The sequence below is a fragment of the Pectobacterium aroidearum genome (assembly GCF_041228105.1).
Lineage (GTDB): Bacteria > Pseudomonadota > Gammaproteobacteria > Enterobacterales > Enterobacteriaceae > Pectobacterium > Pectobacterium aroidearum.
On the sequence record NZ_CP166097.1, the window covers coordinates 1,602,927 to 1,624,154 of the forward strand.

21 protein-coding genes are annotated in these 21,228 nt (G+C 53.0%); 16 read left to right on the forward strand and 5 right to left on the reverse strand.

From position 1 onward, the window contains the following. Window positions 1–40: 40 nt before the first annotated feature. The 14 genes from pdxB (at window position 41) to hisP (ending at window position 13,925) form a co-directional block, all read left to right on the forward strand. The gene (gene pdxB / locus AB8809_RS07215) at window positions 41–1,177 is read left to right on the forward strand and encodes a 4-phosphoerythronate dehydrogenase PdxB (protein ID WP_300993642.1); all 1,137 of its coding nucleotides are present in this window, start codon (window positions 41–43) and stop codon (window positions 1,175–1,177) included. Between the two features lie 113 nt (window positions 1,178–1,290). Continuing rightward, complete coding sequence (locus AB8809_RS07220; protein WP_015840993.1) at window positions 1,291–2,301, forward strand: aspartate-semialdehyde dehydrogenase; 1,011 nt, start codon at window positions 1,291–1,293, stop codon at window positions 2,299–2,301. Beyond that, window positions 2,301–3,152 carry a tRNA pseudouridine(38-40) synthase TruA gene (gene truA / locus AB8809_RS07225; protein ID WP_349855779.1) on the forward strand — a complete coding sequence of 284 codons (852 nt, stop codon included), beginning with the start codon at window positions 2,301–2,303 and terminating at the stop codon, window positions 3,150–3,152. Before AB8809_RS07220 ends, truA begins: the two co-directional genes overlap by 1 nt. Window positions 3,153–3,348: 196 nt before the next feature. Next, the gene (locus AB8809_RS07230) at window positions 3,349–4,011 is read left to right on the forward strand and encodes a DedA family protein (protein ID WP_015840991.1); all 663 of its coding nucleotides are present in this window, start codon (window positions 3,349–3,351) and stop codon (window positions 4,009–4,011) included. A 224-nt stretch (window positions 4,012–4,235) separates the two neighbouring features. Continuing rightward, window positions 4,236–5,153: an acetyl-CoA carboxylase, carboxyltransferase subunit beta gene (accD, locus tag AB8809_RS07235; protein ID WP_015840990.1), complete on the forward strand. Its 918-nt coding sequence runs from the start codon at window positions 4,236–4,238 to the stop codon at window positions 5,151–5,153. 105 nt (window positions 5,154–5,258) lie between these two features. Next, entirely contained in the window at window positions 5,259–6,527 is a 1,269-nt protein-coding gene (gene folC, locus AB8809_RS07240; RefSeq protein ID WP_349855777.1) for a bifunctional tetrahydrofolate synthase/dihydrofolate synthase, read from the forward strand. Beyond that, a complete protein-coding gene (gene dedD, locus AB8809_RS07245) occupies window positions 6,517–7,272 on the forward strand; it encodes a cell division protein DedD (protein WP_349855775.1) in 756 nt (251 codons plus the stop codon). Before folC ends, dedD begins: the two co-directional genes overlap by 11 nt. A gap of 317 nt (window positions 7,273–7,589) precedes the next feature. Beyond that, a complete protein-coding gene (cvpA, locus tag AB8809_RS07250; protein ID WP_015840986.1) occupies window positions 7,590–8,090 on the forward strand; it encodes a colicin V production protein in 501 nt (166 codons plus the stop codon). Between the two features lie 21 nt (window positions 8,091–8,111). Next, window positions 8,112–9,629 carry an amidophosphoribosyltransferase gene (purF, locus tag AB8809_RS07255; protein WP_015840985.1) on the forward strand — a complete coding sequence of 506 codons (1,518 nt, stop codon included), beginning with the start codon at window positions 8,112–8,114 and terminating at the stop codon, window positions 9,627–9,629. Between the two features lie 214 nt (window positions 9,630–9,843). Then, window positions 9,844–10,416 (forward strand): UbiX family flavin prenyltransferase, encoded by a 573-nt coding sequence (locus tag AB8809_RS07260; RefSeq protein WP_180777637.1) that lies wholly within the window; start codon window positions 9,844–9,846, stop codon window positions 10,414–10,416. A gap of 414 nt (window positions 10,417–10,830) precedes the next feature. Then, a complete protein-coding gene (locus AB8809_RS07265; RefSeq protein WP_015840982.1) occupies window positions 10,831–11,610 on the forward strand; it encodes a lysine/arginine/ornithine ABC transporter substrate-binding protein in 780 nt (259 codons plus the stop codon). A gap of 127 nt (window positions 11,611–11,737) precedes the next feature. Continuing rightward, complete coding sequence (locus AB8809_RS07270) at window positions 11,738–12,427, forward strand: histidine ABC transporter permease HisQ (protein ID WP_180777638.1); 690 nt, start codon at window positions 11,738–11,740, stop codon at window positions 12,425–12,427. Then, window positions 12,420–13,136, forward strand: a complete 717-nt coding sequence (locus tag AB8809_RS07275; protein WP_015840980.1) for an ABC transporter permease — start codon at window positions 12,420–12,422, stop codon at window positions 13,134–13,136. Before AB8809_RS07270 ends, AB8809_RS07275 begins: the two co-directional genes overlap by 8 nt. Window positions 13,137–13,151: 15 nt before the next feature. Then, complete coding sequence (gene hisP / locus AB8809_RS07280) at window positions 13,152–13,925, forward strand: histidine ABC transporter ATP-binding protein HisP (RefSeq protein ID WP_015840979.1); 774 nt, start codon at window positions 13,152–13,154, stop codon at window positions 13,923–13,925. A gap of 49 nt (window positions 13,926–13,974) precedes the next feature. Here hisP and AB8809_RS07285 read toward each other — a convergent pair whose 3' ends face one another. From AB8809_RS07285 to yfcG, 3 genes are all read right to left on the reverse strand, one after another. Continuing rightward, window positions 13,975–14,880, reverse strand: coding sequence for a TIGR01777 family oxidoreductase (locus AB8809_RS07285; RefSeq protein ID WP_015840978.1), 906 nt, complete (start codon window positions 14,878–14,880; stop codon window positions 13,975–13,977). A gap of 19 nt (window positions 14,881–14,899) precedes the next feature. After that, window positions 14,900–15,271, reverse strand: coding sequence for a dihydroneopterin triphosphate 2'-epimerase (folX, locus tag AB8809_RS07290; RefSeq protein ID WP_015840977.1), 372 nt, complete (start codon window positions 15,269–15,271; stop codon window positions 14,900–14,902). Window positions 15,272–15,394: 123 nt separating this feature from the next. After that, window positions 15,395–16,021, reverse strand: a complete 627-nt coding sequence (yfcG, locus tag AB8809_RS07295; protein WP_225182274.1) for a GSH-dependent disulfide bond oxidoreductase — start codon at window positions 16,019–16,021, stop codon at window positions 15,395–15,397. A 248-nt stretch (window positions 16,022–16,269) separates the two neighbouring features. On the opposite strand from yfcG, the gene yfcE reads away from it, so the two are divergent. Together yfcE and yfcD are read left to right on the forward strand one after the other, a co-directional pair. After that, window positions 16,270–16,821 (forward strand): phosphodiesterase, encoded by a 552-nt coding sequence (gene yfcE, locus AB8809_RS07300; RefSeq protein ID WP_181829002.1) that lies wholly within the window; start codon window positions 16,270–16,272, stop codon window positions 16,819–16,821. 121 nt (window positions 16,822–16,942) lie between these two features. Beyond that, window positions 16,943–17,593 carry an NUDIX hydrolase YfcD gene (yfcD, locus tag AB8809_RS07305; protein ID WP_015840974.1) on the forward strand — a complete coding sequence of 217 codons (651 nt, stop codon included), beginning with the start codon at window positions 16,943–16,945 and terminating at the stop codon, window positions 17,591–17,593. A gap of 104 nt (window positions 17,594–17,697) precedes the next feature. Here the strand turns inward: yfcD and pta are convergent, their stop codons facing one another. Further along, on the reverse strand, window positions 17,698–19,836 hold the full coding sequence (pta, locus tag AB8809_RS07310) for a phosphate acetyltransferase (RefSeq protein ID WP_015840973.1): 2,139 nt from the start codon (window positions 19,834–19,836) through the stop codon (window positions 17,698–17,700). A gap of 79 nt (window positions 19,837–19,915) precedes the next feature. Further along, window positions 19,916–21,118 carry an acetate kinase gene (ackA, locus tag AB8809_RS07315; protein WP_015840972.1) on the reverse strand — a complete coding sequence of 401 codons (1,203 nt, stop codon included), beginning with the start codon at window positions 21,116–21,118 and terminating at the stop codon, window positions 19,916–19,918. Window positions 21,119–21,228 lie beyond the last annotated feature (110 nt).

Consider the following 21,228-nt stretch of genomic DNA (forward strand, 5'->3'; position numbering starts at 1 on the left):
CCCCGCTTTTTTTGGCTGGCTACCGATGTCGGAGAAGACAATGAAGATTCTGGTTGATGAGAATATGCCGTATGCCCGCGAACTTTTTAGCCGTCTGGGCGACGTGCAGGCTGTGCCGGGACGTCCTTTACCGCGCGATCTGCTGGCAGGCGCAGATGCGCTGATGGTGCGTTCGGTCACGAAGGTGAATGCGGATCTGCTGTCTGGTTCGGCGGTAAAATTCGTCGGCAGCGCGACGGCTGGCACCGACCATGTTGATGATACCTGGCTTAACGCCAACGGTATCGCGTTTTCTGCTGCGCCCGGCTGCAATGCCATCGCGGTAGTGGAGTACGTGTTTTCTTCTTTGCTGATGCTGGCCGAGCGTGATGGCTTCCAACTGCGTGATAAAACCGTCGGGATTGTCGGCGTGGGAAACGTTGGCCGACGTCTGGATGCGCGTCTGAAAGCCTGGGGCGTTAAAACGCTGCTGTGCGATCCGCCGCGTGCCGATCGCGGTGATGCGGGGGATTTCCTGCCGCTAGAGACGCTGGTGCGCGATGCTGACATTCTGACGCTGCATACGCCGCTGTATCTCGATGGTCCATACCGTACCCATCACTTGGTTGATGCCAGCGTGCTGGACGCGTTTGCCGACGGACGTATTCTGATTAACGCCTGCCGTGGCCCGGTGGTAGATAATGCGGCACTGCTTGAGACCTTGCAACGGGGTAAAAAACTCAGCGTCATTCTTGACGTATGGGAACCCGAGCCTGAATTATCAACCGATCTGCTGGCACGCGTCGATATTGGCACGGCGCATATCGCTGGTTATACGCTGGAAGGGAAGGCGCGCGGTACTACGCAGGTCTTTGAAGCCTGGAGCGAGTTTATTGGAACCCCCCAGAAGGTGGCGCTTTCGTCGCTTTTGCCTGAGCCAGAGTATGCCGAAGTGACACTGACCGTGCCGCTGGATGAGGCGCTGCTAAAACGTCTGGTGCATCTGGTGTATGATGTGCGCCGGGATGATGCGTTGTTGCGCCACGTTGCGCATCAGGAAGGCGAATTCGATCGCCTGCGCAAACATTATCAGGAACGACGCGAATGGTCGTCACTCCATGTTATCTGCGCTGATGCTGACAGCGCAGATTGCCTGAACGCGCTGGGATTCACGGCGTCAGTGCGGGGCGCACGCTAACGGCGTTTCGCGCGAGCATCACTTTTTTATTCATGAACCAACAGACGGCGTCGCGATCGTCTGTTGGTTCCATTTATGATTTGTGTTTCATTCAAAATTTGGGAGAGAACCAAATGTCTGACGGCTGGAATATTGCTCTGCTGGGTGCCACGGGCGCAGTAGGCACGGCGTTACTGGAATTATTGCAGGAACGCGAATTCCCAGTGGGTGAACTGTATCTGCTGGCCAGCGAACGTAGCGCGGGTGAAACCATACGTTTTAACGGCCAGTCCTGTCTGGTCACCGATGTGGCTGATTTTGACTGGTCACAGGCACAGCTGGCGTTTTTTGTCGCTGGTCAGGATGTCAGCGCCCGCTATGCAGAAGAAGCAGGGAATGCAGGCTGTCTGGTTATCGACAGCAGCGGTCTGTTTGCGCTGGAGCCGGATGTCCCGCTGGTCGTGCCCGGCGTTAATGCACATACGCTGGCAGATTACCGTAACCGTAATATTGTTGCGGTGGCCGACAGTCTGACCAGCCAACTGCTGACGGCGATTAAACCGCTGACCGATGCGGCAGGGCTTTCACGCCTGCATGTCGTCAATATGCTGGCGGTTTCCGCCCTCGGCAAAGCGGCGGTAGACGATCTGGCTGGGCAAAGTGCGCGTTTGCTGAACGGTATTCCGCCAGAAGCCGGGATTTTCCCGAAACAGCTGGCGTTCAATCTGTTGCCTTTACTACCGGATGAAGCCGGCAGCGTACGTGAAGAACGTCGTCTGGTGGATCAGGTGCGTAAAGTCTTGCAGGACGAAGGATTGCCGATTTCAGTGACCTGCATCCAGTCTCCTGTGTTCTATGGACACGCGCAGGTTGTCCATCTTGAATCGCTGCGTCCGCTGTCTGCGGAAGAGGCACGCGATGAACTGCTCAATGCTGGAAATATTGAAGTTAGTGACGAACAGGATTACCCGACGCAGGTCGGTGATGCGTCCGGCAATGGACAACTGAGCGTCGGCTGTCTGCGTAACGATTACGGGATTCCTGAACTGCTGCAATTCTGGTCGGTTGCTGATAATGCTCGTTTTGGCGGTGCGCTGATGGCGGTGGAAACGGCAGAATGTCTGGTGAGGGAGTATCTCGGGTAATGTCGGAAACCACTCAGGCGGAGGCGATTCAGGCCGACGCCGTTGCGGAAAACGAACGCGCCCCGCTGAAAATCGCGTTGGGCATTGAGTATGACGGTAGCCAGTATTATGGCTGGCAGCGCCAGAGTGATGTCGCTAGCGTGCAGGCTTGTCTTGAAAAGGCGCTGAGCAAAGTCGCGGATGAACCGATAGAAGTGTTTTGTGCCGGCCGAACCGATGCTGGGGTTCACGGTACCGGACAGGTTGTGCACTTCACCACGCAGGCGATCAGAAAAGATGCCGCCTGGACGATGGGGGTGAATGCGAATTTACCGCCAGATATCGCTGTGCGCTGGGTGAAAACGGTGGAGGAGGATTTCCATGCGCGCTTCAGCGCGACGGCACGTCGCTACCGCTATGTCATCTATAATCACCGCTATCGTCCTGCTGTGCTTTCACATGGCATGACGCACTTTTATCATCCGCTGGATGTGGAACGGATGGAGCGTGCCGGGCAGTGTCTGTTGGGGGAGAATGATTTCACCTCTTTTCGGGCGGTGCAATGCCAGTCGCGCACGCCGTTGCGCTATGTAAATCATTTAAAGGTTACACGTCACGGTGACTATATCGTGGTAGATATTAAGGCCAATGCGTTCGTTCATCATATGGTGCGCAACATTGTTGGTAGCCTGATGGAAGTCGGTTGTGGCAATCGCCCGGAGTCGTGGATTGCAGAGCTGCTGGCGGCCAAGGATCGTACGCTGGCGGCAGCGACGGCCAGAGCCGAAGGGCTGTATTTAGTGGCGGTGGATTACCCGGCGCGTTTTGCTTTGCCACAGCCCACGATGGGTCCACTCTTTTTGGCGGACTAGTGCTTATTGGTGTGAGTTGTGCGTTTTTTGTCGTATCGCACGGGGCCTGTTGACCTATGGCCATCTGACCGTGTGCGGTGCGTATTAAGGACGATGCTGTTTGGCGTGCTATACGCAAGGCAACGCGGGAATTCCGGCTGCCTTGCGTATATCGACCGCGTGCAATCGGTATACACTTTGGGGAGAAGAAGTTGTGATGGAATTTATACAGTTTATTATTGATTTTATTCTGCACATTGACGTTCATCTGGCGGAACTGGTGGCGCAATATGGTGTCTGGGTTTATGCCATTTTGTTCCTGATTTTGTTCTGTGAAACCGGGCTGGTGGTGACGCCGTTTTTGCCGGGCGATTCACTGCTGTTTGTTGCAGGGGCGCTGGCGGCGTTACCGTCGAACGATCTGAATGTGCATACAATGGTGTTCCTGATGATTGTTGCTGCAATCACGGGGGATGCAGTGAACTACACTATTGGACGGCTGTTCGGTGAAAAGTTGTTTAGCAACCCGAACTCGAAGATTTTTCGCCGCAGCTATCTGGATAAAACGCACGCGTTTTACGAGCGTCACGGCGGTAAGACGATAATTCTGGCGCGCTTTGTCCCGATTGTGAGAACATTTGCGCCGTTTGTCGCCGGGATGGGGCACATGAGCTATCGGCATTTTGCGGCCTATAATGTCATTGGTGCGCTGTTGTGGGTGCTATCGTTCACCTATGCGGGCTACCTGTTTGGCGATTTGCCGGTAGTGCAGGAAAATCTGAAATTACTGATTGTCGCGATTATTTTTCTCTCTATCCTGCCGGGCGTTATTGAGATTGTCCGCCATCGTAGAGCAGCCGCGCGCGGCAATGTGAAATAAGTGAAGTATTTTAACATCCGGTTTGACCAGTTTTTTATCCACAGTCCCGGAACGTTATGGTTTAATGGGCAGCATTTATGGTCTGTTCTTGGGAACACCCTGAGTGCCGATGCCTTTGTACCGCGATTGTCGTGCGTCTCAGGCATTTTTTCATTGGCAATGTTGTCAGGGAATAACATGAACAGCGGACTGGCATTTGCCAGGTTCAAGCAGAAAGGTTATCAATGAGCTGGATTGAACGAATTCTTAACAAAAGCAACATCACACCGACCCGTAAAGCGAACATCCCTGAAGGGGTCTGGACAAAATGTGATAGCTGCGGTCAGGTTCTTTATCGTGCTGAGCTGGAGCGCAATCTGGGGGTCTGCCCGAAGTGCGATCACCATATGCGTCTTTCCGCACGTAACCGTCTACAGGCGTTTCTGGATAAAGAAAACACTGTCGAACTGGGAAGTGAACTGGAACCGAAGGATGTCCTGAAATTCCGGGATTCCAAAAAATATAAAGATCGTCTGGTTTCTGCGCAGAAACAGTCCGATGAGAAAGATGCGCTTATCGTCATGAAAGGCACGCTCTACGGCATGCCGATTGTGGCTGCATCCTTTGAGTTCTCTTTCATGGGAGGCTCAATGGCCTCTGTTGTCGGTGCGCGTTTTGTGCGTGCCGTTGAGCAGGCATTGGAAGATGGCTGTCCGCTGGTGTGCTTCTCTGCCAGTGGCGGTGCGCGTATGCAGGAAGCGCTGATGTCGCTGATGCAAATGGCGAAAACCAGTGCGGCATTGGCAAAAATGCGTGAGCGCGGCTTGCCGTATATCTCCGTGCTGACTGACCCGACGATGGGCGGTGTTTCCGCAAGTCTGGCGATGCTGGGTGACCTGAATATTGCCGAGCCGAAAGCGCTGATCGGTTTTGCCGGTCCACGCGTTATCGAACAAACCGTGCGTGAAAAGCTGCCGCCGGGCTTCCAGCGTAGTGAATTCCTGATCGAGAAAGGGGCGATCGATATGATCGTTCGTCGTCCGGAAATGCGCTACAAGCTGGCCACTATTCTTGCCAAACTGACGAATCATCCAGAACCGGGCAATGATGACGTGGAAATCCGCAGCGATGCGCCGTCGGAATCATCACAGGATGACGCATAACTGACATGATGGGCTGGGCGTGTGGCACTCAACCATGTCGTTCTCGACGGGGTAATAATGCGCACGCTCTGCCCGCAATGAACCGTAAGCCAGTGAACGGGACTCATGGATACACTTCAAACACCTCAAGCCACGTCACCTTTGGTCACGTGGCTTCATTATCTTGAGCACCTGCACGCTCAGGCCATTGATTTAGGTCTGGAGCGCGTTAAGCAGGTTGCTGAACATCTCCATTTGCTACAGCCTGCCCCAACGGTTTTCACCGTCGCGGGGACGAACGGCAAGGGAACCACCTGCTGTACGCTGGAATCCATTCTGCTGGCCGCAGGGCTGCGGGTTGGCGTTTACAGCTCTCCCCATCTTGTTCGCTATACCGAGCGGGTGCGTATTCAGGGCAAAGAATTGCCTGAAGCGCAACACACTCAGGCATTTGCGGATATCGAAGCAGGACGAGGGGCGGTATCGCTCACCTATTTTGAATTCGGTACGCTGTCGGCGCTGCAACTCTTTAAGCAGGCGAACCTGGATGTCGTCATCCTGGAAGTGGGGCTTGGTGGGCGCCTGGACGCCACCAATATCGTGGATGCGGATGTCTCCGTCGTTACCAGCATAGCTATCGACCATACCGACTGGTTAGGTAACGATCGGGAAAGCATCGGTCGTGAGAAAGCCGGGATATTCCGACAGAGTAGACCTGCCGTTGTCGGCGAGCCGGATATGCCGGGAACGATTGCCGATGTTGCCGCTGAGAAAGGGGCGCAGCTGCGCCGCCGTGGTCGCGACTGGGACTATTCCGTTCAGCGCGAAACGTGGAGCTGGCAGGATAAGCAGCGTGAGTTATCACGGCTGCCATTACCTAATGTCCCGTTGGCGAATGCCGCCACGGCGCTGGCTGCATTGCACTATTCGTCACTTAATGTGAGCGAAGACGCGATCAGGCAAGGGTTACAGCACGCGACATTACCGGGGCGTTTTCAGACGGTGCAGGAGTCACCGCGATTGATTCTTGATGTTGCACACAATCCCCATGCGGCGGTGTATCTGGCAAATCGGTTGGCCGCGTTGCCGACCACCGGAAAAATACGGGCTGTCGTCGGCATGCTGTCGGATAAAGATATTGCCGGTACGCTGGCCTACTTAACACCGTTGGTGGATGAGTGGTATTGCGCACCGCTGGAAGGGCCGCGTGGTGCCACCGCACAGCAGATTGCCGAGCACCTGACGCGCAGCCAATCGTTCCCTGATGTCGTGGCGGCCTGGCAGCAGGCGATGTCCGAGGCGGAGCAGCAGGATATCGTCATTGTATGTGGATCTTTTCATACGGTAGCGCATGTAATGGAAGCGCTGGATGAGGAGAAGGCGAATGGCGAGTAAATTTCAGAACCGCCTGGTGGGTACGGTCATTCTGGTCGCGCTGGGCGTGATCATTTTACCCGGCCTGCTGGATGGTAAGAAAAAGCACTACGAGGACGAGTTTGCGTCGATTCCGCTAATCCCTAAACCGGGTGATAGTAATGAGATGGAATCGCTGCCTGCGTTGAACCCGTCGCTGCCGAGTCAGCCACCGGAAGGGGCGGAGGCGGCGATGCAGAACAGCCCGGAAGCCGAAGCGCCTGATGCGAGATCATCGACAGCTAATTCATCGGCAGCGACAGCACCTGAAACCACGACGCAGACACCGCCATCATCCCATTCTGGCGCGAATACGCCAGCGATGACGGCACCGCCGGTTGTGGTGGAACGTCCGCCGGTTCAGACGCCGAAGCCTCAGCCAAAACCTGAGGTGAAACCGGAAGTAAAACCGAAGCCTGAGCCTAAACCGGAACCCAAACCGGAAGTGAAGCCTGAAACACAGCCGACGCAGCAAGCGCCCGTCGGACAGGCTTATATTGTTCAGCTCGGTGCGCTGAAAAACGCGGATAAGGTGAACGAGATTGTCGCCAAATTGCGTCTCTCTGGCTATCGTGCGTATACCGTACCGTCAACGCCGGTTTCAGGGCAAATCACCCGTATTTACGTGGGGCCGGATGCCTCGAAGCAGAAGCTGGAGTCGTCGCTGGGTGAGCTGCAACAGCTCAGCGGACTCAGCGGGCAGGTGCGTGCACATTCCGTTCGTTAAGGCTGGTTAAGCGTGAAAATAACGGGGTGGATTGTCTGTTGTCTGCCGCGTAATAGTAGAAGAAGCAGGCTGCGGGGATGAGGCTCATATGCGTGATGCTTCGCCCCGCACTCGTTTTGAGTGGCCTGTTGTTGATTTTGTTATGCCGACAGTGAATAGAATCAGGCATAGCGAGTTGCTGGTTTTTTCGCCTGATTATCTATTGATGAAATCGGCGGAAATACGCTACGCAAACGTTTTCTTTTTCTGTTAGAATGCGCCGCGAACAGGATGACGTAGCGGCTTATCGGTAGCATCGTTCATTATTAGGATCGTTCATGGTTTGGGTTGATTACGTCATTATTGGCATCATCGGTTTTTCGGCTCTGGTTAGCCTGATCCGGGGGTTTGTTCGTGAAGCGCTGTCGTTAGTAACCTGGGGATGTGCGTTTTTTGTCGCCAGCCATTACTACGCTTACCTCGCGGTCTACTTCACCCGTTTTGATGATGAGTTGGTGCGTAACGGCATTGCGATTGCCATTCTGTTTATTGCAACGCTGATTGTGGGGGCTATCGTCAACTATGCGATTAGTTCGCTGGTTGAACGTACCGGATTATCCGGCACCGATCGCGTTCTGGGCATCTGTTTTGGTGCGCTACGCGGGGTGCTGATCGTTTCCGCACTGCTATTCTTTCTGGATACTTTCACCGGTTTTTCACAAAGTGATGACTGGAAGCAGTCCCAGTTAATCCCGCAGTTCAGTTATATTATCAGGTGGTTTTTTGACTACCTGCAAAGCACGTCAAGTTTCTTGCCGCAGCATTTACCGCTGCGGTAGCGCTGATGAGGAAAAGACACCATGTGCGGTATTGTCGGTATCGCCGGTTTTACACCGGTCAACCAGTCGATTTATGACGCGTTAACGGTGTTGCAACACCGTGGGCAGGATGCAGCGGGTATTGTAACCATCGATGCCTTTAATTGTTTTCGCCTGCGTAAGGCCAATGGCCTGGTGAAAGATGTGTTTGAAGCGCGGCACATGCAACGCCTACAGGGAAACATGGGGCTTGGCCATGTGCGTTATCCAACCGCAGGTAGCTCCAGCGCCTCGGAAGCACAGCCTTTCTATGTTAACTCTCCGTTCGGTATCACGTTGGCCCACAACGGTAACCTGACTAACGCCCATGAACTGCGTAAAAAGCTGTTCGAGCAGGAGCGTCGTCACGTTAACACCACGTCTGATTCTGAAATTCTGCTGAACATTTTTGCCAGAGAGCTGGACCGTTTCCAGCATTATCCGCTGGAAGCCGATAATATTTTTGCGGCCGTTGCCGCGACGCACCAGCAAATTCGCGGTGCCTATGCCTGTGTTGGCATGATTATCGGACACGGTATGGTGGCTTTCCGCGATCCTAACGGGATTCGTCCGCTGGTGATTGGTAAGCGCGATCTGGAAGATGGTCGCAGCGAATACATGGTGGCGTCAGAAAGCGTCGCGCTGGATACGCTGGGCTTTGAATTTTTACGTGATGTGGCGCCGGGAGAAGCGATCTACATTACGGAAAAAGGGCAGCTGTTTACCCGCCAGTGTGCAGAGAATCCGAAGAGCAACCCGTGCCTGTTCGAATATGTTTACTTCGCGCGCCCGGACTCTTTCATCGATAAAATCTCGGTCTACAGCGCACGCGTTCGCATGGGTCAGAAGCTCGGTGAAAAAATTGCGCGCCAGTGGGAAGATCTCGATATTGACGTCGTGATCCCGATTCCTGAGACTTCTTGTGATATCGCGCTGGAAATCGCGCGTATCATTAACAAACCGTATCGTCAGGGGTTTGTGAAAAACCGCTATGTTGGCCGTACCTTTATCATGCCGGGACAGCAGGCGCGTAAGAAATCGGTACGCCGTAAGCTGAACGCCAACCGTGCTGAATTCCGTGACAAAAACGTGCTGCTGGTGGATGACTCCATTGTACGTGGTACAACGTCGGAGCAGATTGTGGAGATGGCGCGTGAAGCAGGAGCCAAGCGTGTGTATCTGGCCTCTGCGGCACCGGAAATTCGCTTCCCTAACGTGTATGGCATCGACATGCCGAGCGTCAACGAGCTGATTGCTCACGGTCGCGAAGTGGACGAAATCTGTAAGATTATTGGCGCTGATGCGCTTATTTTCCAGGATCTCGACGATCTGATCGACGCAGCGCGTGAAGATAACCCGGATATCGCTCAGTTTGAATGCTCGGTGTTCAACGGGATTTATGTGACGAAGGATGTTGATCAAGGCTATCTGGATTATCTGGAAGTATTACGCAATGACGATGCCAAAGCGCTGCGTAGCCAGAATGAAGTCGAAGATCTGGAATTGCATAACGAAGGTTAACGGCTAGCTGTTCGTTAACGCTTCATCGAAGGGGGAGGACGCGAAAGTGTCTTCCCCCTTTTTATATAGAAAACATGTTGTATATAGAAAACTGGGTTGTTTATAAAAACGCCGTTTCGGCGCTTCTCCTTGCTTATCGCCAATCAATGCGGCAAAGTTTGCGCAGATAATTTTTCCGCGTTTTTGCTTACGCGGTCAGCCAGAGGCAGTACGAATGAAGCGACTGATTGTAGGGATTTCCGGCGCGAGCGGCGTCATTTATGGCGTCCGGCTGCTACAGATTTTACAGGCGCTGGAAGGTATCGAAACACACCTGATCATGAGTCAGGCCGCCCGGCAGACGCTGGCGTTAGAAACCGATTTTAGCCTGCGTGATGTACAGGCACTGGCCGATGTGGTGCATGACACGCGTGATATCGCGGCCAGCGTCTCTTCGGGGTCGTTTAAAACGGCGGGGATGGTGATTTTACCTTGTTCAATAAAAACCCTGTCTGGCATTGTGCACAGTTACAGCGATAACTTATTAACGCGCGCGGCCGATGTGGTGCTGAAGGAGCGTCGTCCTTTGGTGCTGGGAGTACGTGAAACGCCGCTGCATTTAGGACATTTACGGCTGATGACCACCGCCGTTGAACTCGGGGCGATAATCATGCCGCCTGTGCCTGCGTTCTATCATCGCCCAGAAAGTGTGCAGGATATTGTCGATCAGACGGTGAACCGCATTCTGGACCAGTTTGATATCGACCTGCCGAAAGATCTCTTTACCCGTTGGCAAGGTGCGTCATAGCAGGCTAGATGCTAACTCGTTCTATTTTCTTCTCTGCGGGCAGTAAAGCGTTACTGCCCTTTTTTTGTGCCTTTTTATCACATTGCACCAATTTTGATCGCAAAAGCACTTAAATGGTGCGTTTGCGTTTTTGTATTCATGGCAATGTTATCTATCCTTATTGTTATACGCCAAAAAGTTTCTCGGAAAATATTTCATAATCAAACAGTTATTCATTTGCTTTCCTATGTGTTGATCATGGGGTTTCTACAATGCCCCTGCGTTCATTGTGGCATGAAAACTGCTATGAAAAGGGTAATAGTCGGCGTTATAAAACAAATAGCACTTACATCGTTCATTTTTAAAGCAATAAATCGATATCTGTTCCGACATTGACGACACATGACATCAATCACTCATGATAAGGGTAGCAATATGAAGAAACTGATCAAAGTTTTGCCGTTGGCACTCATTCTGGCTGCGGGCAGCGCGATGGCGGAGATTCCTAAGAACATTAAAATCGGCACCGATCCTACCTATGCGCCTTTTGAATCCAAAAATGCCAGCGGTGAACTGGTTGGGTTTGATATCGATCTGGCGAAAGAGCTGTGCAAACGTATTCAGGCTAACTGTACCTTTGTGGAAAGTGACTTTGACGCGCTAATTCCTTCCCTTAAAGCTAAAAAAATTGATGCCATCATCTCTTCTCTGTCCATCACCGAAAAACGCCAGCAGGAAATTGCCTTCACTGAGAAGCTGTATGCCGCCAACGCGCGCCTGATTGCGAAGAAGGGCGCTAGCATCGAGCCAACGTTGGCGTCTCTGGGCGGCAAGCGTGTCGGCGTTTTGCAGGCATCAACGCAGGAGGCATTTGCTAATGCGAACTGGCAGCCAAAAGGCGTTGAGGTTGTGGCTTACCAAAACCAGGATCTGATTTATGCAGACCTGACCGCAGGCCGTATCGATGCCGCCTTTCAGGATGAAGTCGCAGGAAGCGAAGGTTTCCTGAAGCTTGATATGGGCAAAGACTACGCGTTTGCTGGCCCAGCGGTGAAAGATGACAAATTCTTCGGTGTGGGGACGGGGATGGGGCTGCGTAAAGCGGATACCGAGCTGAAAGCTGCGCTGGATAAAGCCTTTGAAGAGATGCGTAAAGACGGTACCTACGATACCTTCGCGAAAAAATACTTCGATTTTGACGTCTACGGCGGCTAATTTCTCCTAACGATTCACACTCTGTAGCGGAATCGCAGGGCCATACGACATGGGACCGTTCCTCCTGTGTCGTATTCCTGCCGATGACGCACTGTGCCATTAACCGCTATTTCAACGGATATCATTGATGCTTTATGGCTATTCCCAGCTAATTCTGGATGGTGCCATCATGACGCTGGAGCTGGCAGCGAGTTCGCTCGTGCTGGCGCTGGCTATCGGCCTGATTGGTGCATCGGCGAAGCTGTCTTCCAACCGGCTGCTGGCAGGGTGTTTTTCCTGCTATACCACGCTGATTCGTGGCATTCCTGACCTGGTGCTGATGCTGCTGATTTTCTATGGCCTGCAAATCGTCTTAAACGGCGTGACGGAGTCGATGGGGATGGCGCAGATTGACATCGACCCTTTGACCGCCGGGATTATCACGCTGGGCTTTATTTACGGCGCCTATTTCACGGAAACCTTTCGAGGTGCCTATCTTGCTGTACCGCGTGGGCAAATCGAAGCGGCTGTGGCATTCGGTTTTTCTCCTATGAAGGTGTTCCGCCGTATTCTGTTTCCTTCCATGATGCGCTTTGCGCTGCCTGGCATTGGCAATAACTGGCAGGTGATCCTGAAAGCTACGGCGCTGGTGTCACTGCTTGGCCTGAATGATGTGATTAAGGCGACGCAACTGGCGGGAAAGGGCGCACATGAACCGTTTTATTTTGCGCTGGTTGCTGGGGCGATGTACCTGATTTTTACCACCATTTCTAACGGCGTGTTGTGGTGGCTGGAAAGGCACTATTCGCAGGGAGTCAAGAAAGTAAACTATGAGTGAGATCCTGCAACAATATTGGCAGCCGCTCTTGTGGAGCGATGGTTACCGACTGACCGGGCTGGCGATGACGCTCTGGCTGCTCATTTCTTCGGTGGTCATCGGTGGGCTGATGGCGCTGCCGCTGGCGATTGCCCGCGTGTCGCCTCGACGTCGGTTCAGCTTTCCGGTGTGGTTATTTACTTACGTGTTCCGCGGTACGCCGCTCTATGTGCAGCTTCTGGTGTTCTATTCCGGCGTGTATAGCCTGGAGATTGTGCGCGGCACCGATCTACTGAATGCCTTTTTTCGCAGCGGGCTAAACTGTGCCATCTTGGCGCTGGCGCTCAATACCTGTGCGTATACGACAGAAATTTTTGCAGGCGCCATCCGCGCGGTGCCGCATGGGGAAATTGAAGCGGCCAGAGCATACGGATTCTCCCGTTTTAAGCAGTATCGCTGCATTATTTTGCCGGGAGCGCTGCGTATTGCACTGCCTGCCTACAGCAACGAAGTGATTCTGATGCTGCATTCGACGGCGCTGGCCTTCACCGTAACCGTACCGGATATTCTGAAGATTGCCCGAGATATCAACGCCGCAACCTACCAACCGTTTTATGCATTTGGTATTGCTGCGGTCATCTATCTGGCGATTTCATTTGTGTTAATCGGGCTGTTCAGAAGGGCGGAACGGCGCTGGTTACGTCATCTTTATACCCGTTCATCTCATTAAGCGCAGGAAAAAAGCATGTCGAATAACAAACTGATGGTGACGGAACTGCGTAAACGCTATGGCCAGCATGAGGTGCTTAAAGGGATCTCATTACAGGCGAAAGCGGGTGACGTTATTTCAATTATTGGCTCGTCCGGTTCGGGAAAAAGCACCTTACTGCGCTGCATTAATTTTCTGGAAAAACCTTGTGAAGGAGCGATTTACGTCAGCGATCAGGAAATTCGCATGGTGCGTGATACTGACGGACAGCTGAAGGTGTTTGATAAAAAACAGCTTCAAATGCTGCGGACGCGCCTGACGATGGTGTTTCAGCATTTCAACCTGTGGAGCTTCATGACTGCGTTGGAAAACGTGATGGAAGCGCCGATTCAGGTATTAGGGCTCAGCAAAGCGGAAGCGCGGGAGCGGGCGGTGTTCTATCTGAACAAGGTCGGGATCACCGATTCTGCCCAGCAGAAATATCCGTCTGATCTCTCTGGTGGTCAGCAGCAGCGTGTGTCGATTGCGCGAGCGTTGGCGATGGAGCCGGAAGTGCTGCTGTTTGATGAGCCGACATCGGCACTCGATCCTGAACTGGTCGGCGAGGTATTACGTATCATGCAGCAGCTTGCTGAGGAAGGGAAAACGATGGTGGTGGTGACGCATGAAATGGAATTTGCCCGCCATGTCTCCAGCCACGTTATCTTTTTACATCAGGGCGTAATTGAAGAAGAAGGCCCACCGGATCAGCTTTTCGGGAGTCCGAAAAGTGCGCGTTTGCAGCAGTTTTTGTCCGGGGCATTGAAGTAGGTTTTGGGGCTGATGGTGATCAGCCCCATACGTTTCTCTCAGCACTGAGTCAGCCCGGTTTTTTGACGACGTCCTGCAGGGCTTCTTCCAGCTCAAAGAAACGGAAACCAAAGCCTGCGGCTTCTAACCGCTGCGGGATGGCGCGTTGTCCGCCCAAGACCAGCGTCGAGGCTTCTCCCATCAGCAATTTGATCGCAAAAGCGGGCGCTCGCAGAAAACCGGGGCGATCCAGGACGTGTGCCAGCATGGCGGAAAATTGCTCATTATGAACCGGATAAGGCGCAACCATATTGAAGGGGCCGCTCAATATCGGTTGGTCTAGCAGGTAAATGATACCGTTAACCATGTCATCAATATGAATCCACGGCATATATTGCTTGCCAGAGCCCATCGGGCCGCCAAGCCCGAGCCGGAAAATCGGCAGCATTTTTGCCAGCGCGCCGCCCTGTGCTGAAAGCACGATGCCGGTGCGCAGCAGGCAGACTCGGGTTTGATCGCTTTCGGCGGACTGAGCCAGCGCTTCCCAGCGAGCGCACAGGTGATGCGTGAATTCATCGACCGGAGATTCATCTTCCGTAACCAGCGCTTCACCCTGATCGCCATAATACCCGACAGCAGAACCTGAGATAAAAACGGCTGGTGGTTCACTGCTGGCTTTTATCAGCGTGGCGAGTTGCTCGGTGATGTTCCAGCGACTCTTTGCCAGCAGCTGTTTTTGCTGTGGCGTCCACCGTTTGTCGGCGATAGGCTCGCCGGCCAGATTGATGACGCCATCAAAGTCGTTCAGTGAGGTGATATTATTCAGCGTTGACCAATATTCCACCTGATTGCCGAGAATGCCTCGGGCGCGTTCAGGATCGCGTGTCAGTACCGTAATGTGATGGGAAAGCAGCTGTAATCGTTGGATAAGATGGCGGCCAATAAGGCCGGTTCCGCCTGTTATGAGTAGTTGCATTGCACCCCTCTCCCTATCTTTATGCCTTGTGATAACGCAGGGTCATAGAAACCGAATCGGCGTATCGCAGGGCAAACGGTTTATCTACTTCTACTTCAGCATAGGTGATCCATTCGTGCTCGCTGGCGATGTTGAGCACATCCTGTGTTAATTTTTCCAGCAAAGCGAAGCGGTTATCTTCTACGTGGCGAATAATGCTTTTGGTGATGGTGCGGTAGTTCAGCGCATCGGCGATATTCTCGCTATTGCGCGCCTGCTCTGCTGGGTAGTGAATCACAACGTTGATGATCACATCCTGCTTATTCGTAATTTCCTCTTCTTTGATACCGATGAAGGTACGCAAACGCAGATTTTTTATACGAATAACGGCGTCAGAATAGTGATGTGGCATTGCTCGGCCCTCGGTTGCTTCTGTGACTGCGATGACACCGCAGCGTCAGGGTATCGTTAACGACAATATGTTGATTACCATAGCAGAAGATACCCAAAGGCCGAATGAGATGATGCCAGAATTTTATTGATCGGCGAGCTGATAGGCCCGCTGCGTTGCCGGACGTTCGCTAATGCGCGTATACCACGCTTTTACCGCTGGATAATCATCAAGATCGACACGCTGGCGGGCATAAGAAACCACCCACGGGTAGGTTGCGATATCGGCGATGCTGTACTGCTCTCCCGCTAACCACGGATTGTCCTGCAGGTGTTTATCCAGCACGCGATACAGGCGCTGTGTCTCCTGCTGATAACGTTCAATGGCGTAAGGGACTGGCTGAGGCGCATAGTGGTTAAAATGGTGATTTTGTCCCAGCATGGGGCCGAAACCGGCGACCTGCCAGAACAACCACTGTAGCGTGGCCGTGCGTTCACGTAGCGATGAGCTTAATAGTACGCCGTGTTTTTCCGCCAGATAGAGCAGGATCGCGCCAGATTCAAACAGGCTGATAGGGGCGTTGCCTTCCGCTGGCTGCGTATCGACAATCGCGGGAATTTTGTTGTTAGGCGAAATAGCCAGAAACTCCGGCCTGAACTGTTCGCCTTTGCTGATATTCACGCGGTGGAGCTGGTAGGGGATATTCACTTCTTCCAGAAACAGAGTGATTTTGTGTCCGTTAGGGGTTGGTGCGTAATACAGGTCAATCATGAATCAAGTCTCCGTTTTAATTCAGAAAAACATCATGGACTGTATGGCAGTTGATCGCTTCAGAGAGCGATGCGCTGTCAGAATAGCGTATTGGGGAACGGGTTCTTACCCTACCACTTCTACGGGTGAAAAATAAGCGATGGCGCACATCGTTGGGCGATCTTTACCGGAAGCGGTTGGTCAACTTTGGTAGACTACTTCTGGTGAAAGGTACGCGTCTTGTGGATATAAACGTTGTGGAGATGACGATGAAGTTGATGTTTGCGTCCGATATACACGGTTCTCTCAGCGCGACGGATCGCGTGCTGGCGATCTTTGAGCAGAGCCGTGCCGACTGGCTTATTTTGTTGGGTGATTTTCTCAATCATGGCCCGCGCAATCCGCTGCCGGAGCAATATCAGCCTGCGGAAGTGGCGACTCGGCTGAACGCCTATGCATCGCGCATCATCGCCGTACGCGGGAATTGCGATAGCGAGGTGGATCAGATGTTATTGACCTTCCCGATAACGGCACCGTGGCAACATGTGCTATTGCCGCAGAATCGTCTTTTCCTGACGCACGGTCATCTTTATCATCCAGATAATCTGCCGCCGTTACGCGTGGGGGATGTGCTGGTATATGGGCATACCCATATACCGGTTGCTGAGCGACGCGGAGAATATTATTTCTTCAATCCCGGCTCAGTAAGCTTGCCGAAAGGGGGATTCCCCGCGAGCTACGGGTTGCTTGAACAAGACACGCTGCGGGTTCTGCCATTACACGGTGGCGATCCTATTGCGCAGGTCGCGATTAGACACTAATTTAGCTATACCCTGTTTTTGACCTTGAATAATGCCAAGGTAGCAGGGAAGATTTACAGCAAAATCGATCATTTAAAACAGACGCGCGTAGCAACGTGCCAATACTAAAGGGTTTCAGAGGATGGCGGAACAAAGTCAGGCAGCAGGCACAGAGTGGGTTGATATCGTCAATGAAAACAACGAGGTAATTGCTCAGTCAAGTCGTCAGCAGATGCGTGCGCAGAGTCTTCGCCATCGTGCTACTTACATTGTTGTGCATGATGGAATGGGTAAAATTCTGGTGCAGCGCCGGACCAAGATCAAAGACTTCTACCCAGGCTGGCTGGATGCGACCGCAGGTGGTGTGGTGCAAAGTGGTGAGCAAATGCTGGAATCCGCACGTCGTGAAGCGGAAGAAGAACTTGGTATTGCTGGCGTGCCGTTCGCAGAACATGGCTTGTTCTATTATGAAGGCGAAAATTGCCGGGTGTGGGGCGGGCTGTTTAGCTGTGTCACCCACGGGCCGTTCGCGTTACAGGAAGAAGAAGTGGATGAGGTTAGCTGGTTGACGCCGCAAGAGATCACCGCGCGCTGCGATGAGTTTACGCCGGATTCCCTCAAAGCCCTGTCTCTGTGGCTGACGCGCTATAGCGATCAGGAATACGGCAAGCCGATTTCACGCAAACTGAATGAGGTGGTAGAAGCTGCTGAGACATCTGCTGTTCAGCATGACAATGTTGATGATGAGAACGGCAGTAACGTTGCTCCATCGGAAACGGATTCACAGAAATAATCCGCGCCTGCCTCGCCGCGACTTTCTCTCCGCGGCGTCTTTTCCTGCTCTTCCAAATAAAAATGCCAGCCCTCGGGCTGGCATTTACGTCATCATGAAGATGATTAGAGCTGTGTAGCCTGAATGGCGGTCAGAGCGACGGTGTAAACGATATCGTCTACCAGTGCGCCACGAGACAGGTCGTTAACCGGTTTGCGCATGCCTTGCAGCATTGGCCCGATGGAGATCAGGTCGGCAGAACGCTGTACCGCTTTGTACGTGGTGTTACCGGTGTTCAGGTCAGGGAAGATGAACACGGTAGCTTTACCCGCAACTGGTGAGTTCGGCGCTTTGGACTGTGCAACGTCAGCCATGATAGCGGCGTCGTATTGCAGCGGACCATCGATAACCAGATCAGGACGTTTTTCCTGTGCCAGACGGGTTGCTTCACGTACTTTCTCAACATCGCTACCCGCGCCGGAGTTGCCGGTGGAGTAAGAGATCATTGCAACGCGTGGGTCGATGCCGAATGCAGTAGCGGAATCAGCAGACTGGATAGCGATTTCAGCCAGTTGCTCTGCGGTTGGGTCTGGGTTGATGGCACAGTCGCCGTAAACCAGAACCTGCTCAGGCAGCAGCATGAAGAACACAGAAGACACCAGAGAGCTGCCCGGTGCAGTTTTGATCAGCTGCAACGGTGGACGGATAGTGTTAGCAGTGGTGTGAACGGCGCCAGACACCAGACCGTCAACTTCACCCTGTTCCAGCATCAGCGTACCCAGAACCACGTTGTCTTCGAGCTGTTCGCGCGCAACCACTTCGGTCATGCCCTTGCTCTTACGCAGTTCAACCAGACGCGCAACATAGCGCTCACGTACGACAATCGGATCGACGATTTCAATGCCTTTGCCCAGTTCTACGCCTTGAGCGGCGGCAACGCGTTGAATCTCTTCCGGGTTACCGATCAGCACACAGTGAGCGATACCGCGTTCAGCACAGATAGCGGCGGCTTTAACGGTACGCGGCTCATCACCCTCTGGCAGAACGATGCGTTTGCCTGCTTTACGTGCCAGCTCGGTAAGCTGATAGCGGAATGCTGGTGGAGACAGACGACGTGAACGCTCAGACTCTGCACTCAGAGAATCGATCCATTGGGTATCGATGTGGCGTGCAACGTATTCCTGCACTTTCTCAACACGTTGACGGTCATCAGCCGGTACTTCAAGGTTGAAGCTTTGCAGGCTGAGTGACGTCTGCCAGGTGTTGGTGTTGACCATAAATACAGGCAGACCAGTCTGGAAGGCGCGCTCGCACAGCTTGGCGATGCTCGGATCCATTTCGTAGCCGCCAGTCAGCAGCAGGGCACCGATTTCCACGCCGTTCATGGCAGCCAGACAAGCGGCAACCAGAACATCAGGACGATCGGCGGAGGTCACCAGCAGTGAACCCGGACGGAAATGCTCCAGCATATGAGGAATGCTGCGTGCGCAGAACGTCACAGACTTAACGCGACGCGTTTGAATGTCACCTTCGTTGATGATACGAGCATTCAGGTGCTTCGCCATATCGATCGCGCGCGTTGCGATCAGGTCAAAGCTCCATGGAATGCAGCCCAGCACCGGCAGCGGGCTGTTAGCGAACAGCTGCTTAGGATCGATGTTGGCAACGCTGGCTTTCGTGGAGTCATCAAAGATTTCAGACAGGTCAGGGCGAGTACGACCCTGCTCATCTACTGGCGCATTCAGTTTGTTGATGATTACGCCAGTGATGTTTTTGTTTTTGCTGCCGCCGAAGCTGGAACGCGCCAGTTCGATGCGGTCTTTCAGCTGTGCTGGAGAGTCGTTACCCAGCGCCAGTACGAAGACGATTTCTGCGTTCAGCGTTTTGGCGATTTCATAGTTCAATGCGTTAGCAAACTGGTGCTTACGGGTAGGAACCAGACCTTCAACCAGAACGACTTCGGCGTCTTTGGTATTTTCGTGATAGCGCGCGATGATTTCTTCCATCAGCACGTCTTGCTGGTTGGAACTCAGCAGGGCTTCAACGCGGCTCATCGCCAGCGGCTCAGCGGCGTTGATAGCGGAATTCGCACGGATAATGGTGGTCGTCTGATCTGGCGTATTGTCGCCACTGCGCGGCTGAGCGATAGGTTTGAACACGCTCAGGCGGACGCCTTTCTGTTCCATGGAACGGATGACACCCAGGCTGACGCTTGTCAGACCGACGCTGGTGCCAGTTGGGATCAACATGATTATACGGGACACGGCTGAACCTCTTTACGGTTGCTCGTTAGTCAAAAACAACACCGTCAGCCTTGGCTGACGGTGTTGGGAGTTACGTGTTTTACGCAGTCAGACGGTAAGCGTCTTCAGCGATGACCAATTCTTCATTGGTCGGGATAACCAGCGCTGGACGGGTGCCATCTTTAGCGATGTTGCCACCTTTACCGAAGCGTGCTGCCAGGTTGCGTTCGTGATCGACGTCAAAGCCCAGCAGACCCAGTTTTTTCAGCGACAGTTCACGAACCATTGCGGCGTTTTCACCGATACCACCGGTAAAGATCACGGCATCCAGACGACCTTCCATCAGGGCGCTGTAAGAACCGATGTACTTAGCCAGACGGTGGCAGTAAACGTCCATTGCACGTTTCGCGTCTGCTTTCGTCTCGTAGTTATCTTCAACGTAGCGGCAGTCGCTGGTGACTTCTGTCAGACCTTGCAGGCCGGATTCTTTAGTCAGCAATTTGTTGATGCTGGCTACGTCCATGCCCAGTGCGTCGTGCAGGTGGAAAATCACAGCCGGGTCGATATCGCCACAGCGCGTACCCATCACCAGACCTTCCAGCGGCGTCAGACCCATAGAGGTATCAACGCATTCGCCGTTGCGGATTGCCGTAACGGAACCACCGTTGCCCAGGTGACAAGTGATGACGTTCAGCTCTTCTACAGGTTTGTTCAGCACTTTAGCGGCTTCGCGAGAAACGAAGTAGTGGCTGGTGCCGTGGAAACCGTAGCGACGGATGTGGTTTTCTTTATACAGTTTGTACGGCAGTGCATAAAGGTAAGACTCTTCCGGCATGGTCTGATGGAATGCGGTGTCGAAGACAGCGACGTTTTTATCAGCCAGGTGTGGGAAGGATTTCAGTGCTTCTTCGATACCGATCAAGTGCGCCGGGTTGTGCAGAGGTGCAAAAGGTACGGAATCTTTGATACCCTGAAGAACATCATCAGTGATGATCGCGGATTGGGTGAACTTCTCACCGCCGTGAACGATACGGTGACCGATAGCAACCAGTTGAGCAGACAGCTCTGGCTTCTGAGACAGAATGGTATTAACGATGAAGTTCAGCGCTTCGCTGTGAGCTGCACCGGCACCCAGTTCGGCGTCGTGTTTACCGCCGTCCATTTTCCATTTGATGCGGGCTTCAGGCAGGTTGAAACACTCGGCTAAACCAGACAGGTACTCTTCTCCGTTAATCGCATCGATGATGGCGAATTTCAGGGATGAACTACCGCAGTTAAGAACCAGTACTAACTTACTCGACATGGAAGTACCTACTTGTTATACATGGTTAAAAAAATGTCATACAGGGCATAGCGTATCGCATGCCGCCGCTGGCATTTATGATTAACATCATACCTTGGTGTGATACACCA

Bases quoted from the DNA above. Each gene is read 5' to 3' on its own strand.
- pdxB (WP_300993642.1), top strand. From the start codon at position 41: ATGAAGATTCTGGTTGATGAGAATATGCCGTATGCCCGCGAACTTTTT.
- AB8809_RS07220 (WP_015840993.1), top strand. From the start codon at position 1,291: ATGTCTGACGGCTGGAATATTGCTCTGCTGGGTGCCACGGGCGCAGTA.
- truA (WP_349855779.1), top strand. From the start codon at position 2,301: ATGTCGGAAACCACTCAGGCGGAGGCGATTCAGGCCGACGCCGTTGCG.
- AB8809_RS07230 (WP_015840991.1), top strand. From the start codon at position 3,349: ATGGAATTTATACAGTTTATTATTGATTTTATTCTGCACATTGACGTT.
- accD (WP_015840990.1), top strand. From the start codon at position 4,236: ATGAGCTGGATTGAACGAATTCTTAACAAAAGCAACATCACACCGACC.
- folC (WP_349855777.1), top strand. From the start codon at position 5,259: ATGGATACACTTCAAACACCTCAAGCCACGTCACCTTTGGTCACGTGG.
- dedD (WP_349855775.1), top strand. From the start codon at position 6,517: ATGGCGAGTAAATTTCAGAACCGCCTGGTGGGTACGGTCATTCTGGTC.
- cvpA (WP_015840986.1), top strand. From the start codon at position 7,590: ATGGTTTGGGTTGATTACGTCATTATTGGCATCATCGGTTTTTCGGCT.
- purF (WP_015840985.1), top strand. From the start codon at position 8,112: ATGTGCGGTATTGTCGGTATCGCCGGTTTTACACCGGTCAACCAGTCG.
- AB8809_RS07260 (WP_180777637.1), top strand. From the start codon at position 9,844: ATGAAGCGACTGATTGTAGGGATTTCCGGCGCGAGCGGCGTCATTTAT.
- AB8809_RS07265 (WP_015840982.1), top strand. From the start codon at position 10,831: ATGAAGAAACTGATCAAAGTTTTGCCGTTGGCACTCATTCTGGCTGCG.
- AB8809_RS07270 (WP_180777638.1), top strand. From the start codon at position 11,738: ATGCTTTATGGCTATTCCCAGCTAATTCTGGATGGTGCCATCATGACG.
- AB8809_RS07275 (WP_015840980.1), top strand. From the start codon at position 12,420: ATGAGTGAGATCCTGCAACAATATTGGCAGCCGCTCTTGTGGAGCGAT.
- hisP (WP_015840979.1), top strand. From the start codon at position 13,152: ATGTCGAATAACAAACTGATGGTGACGGAACTGCGTAAACGCTATGGC.
- AB8809_RS07285 (WP_015840978.1), bottom strand. From the start codon at position 14,880: ATGCAACTACTCATAACAGGCGGAACCGGCCTTATTGGCCGCCATCTT.
- folX (WP_015840977.1), bottom strand. From the start codon at position 15,271: ATGCCACATCACTATTCTGACGCCGTTATTCGTATAAAAAATCTGCGT.
- yfcG (WP_225182274.1), bottom strand. From the start codon at position 16,021: ATGATTGACCTGTATTACGCACCAACCCCTAACGGACACAAAATCACT.
- yfcE (WP_181829002.1), top strand. From the start codon at position 16,270: ATGAAGTTGATGTTTGCGTCCGATATACACGGTTCTCTCAGCGCGACG.
- yfcD (WP_015840974.1), top strand. From the start codon at position 16,943: ATGGCGGAACAAAGTCAGGCAGCAGGCACAGAGTGGGTTGATATCGTC.
- ackA (WP_015840972.1), bottom strand. From the start codon at position 21,118: ATGTCGAGTAAGTTAGTACTGGTTCTTAACTGCGGTAGTTCATCCCTG.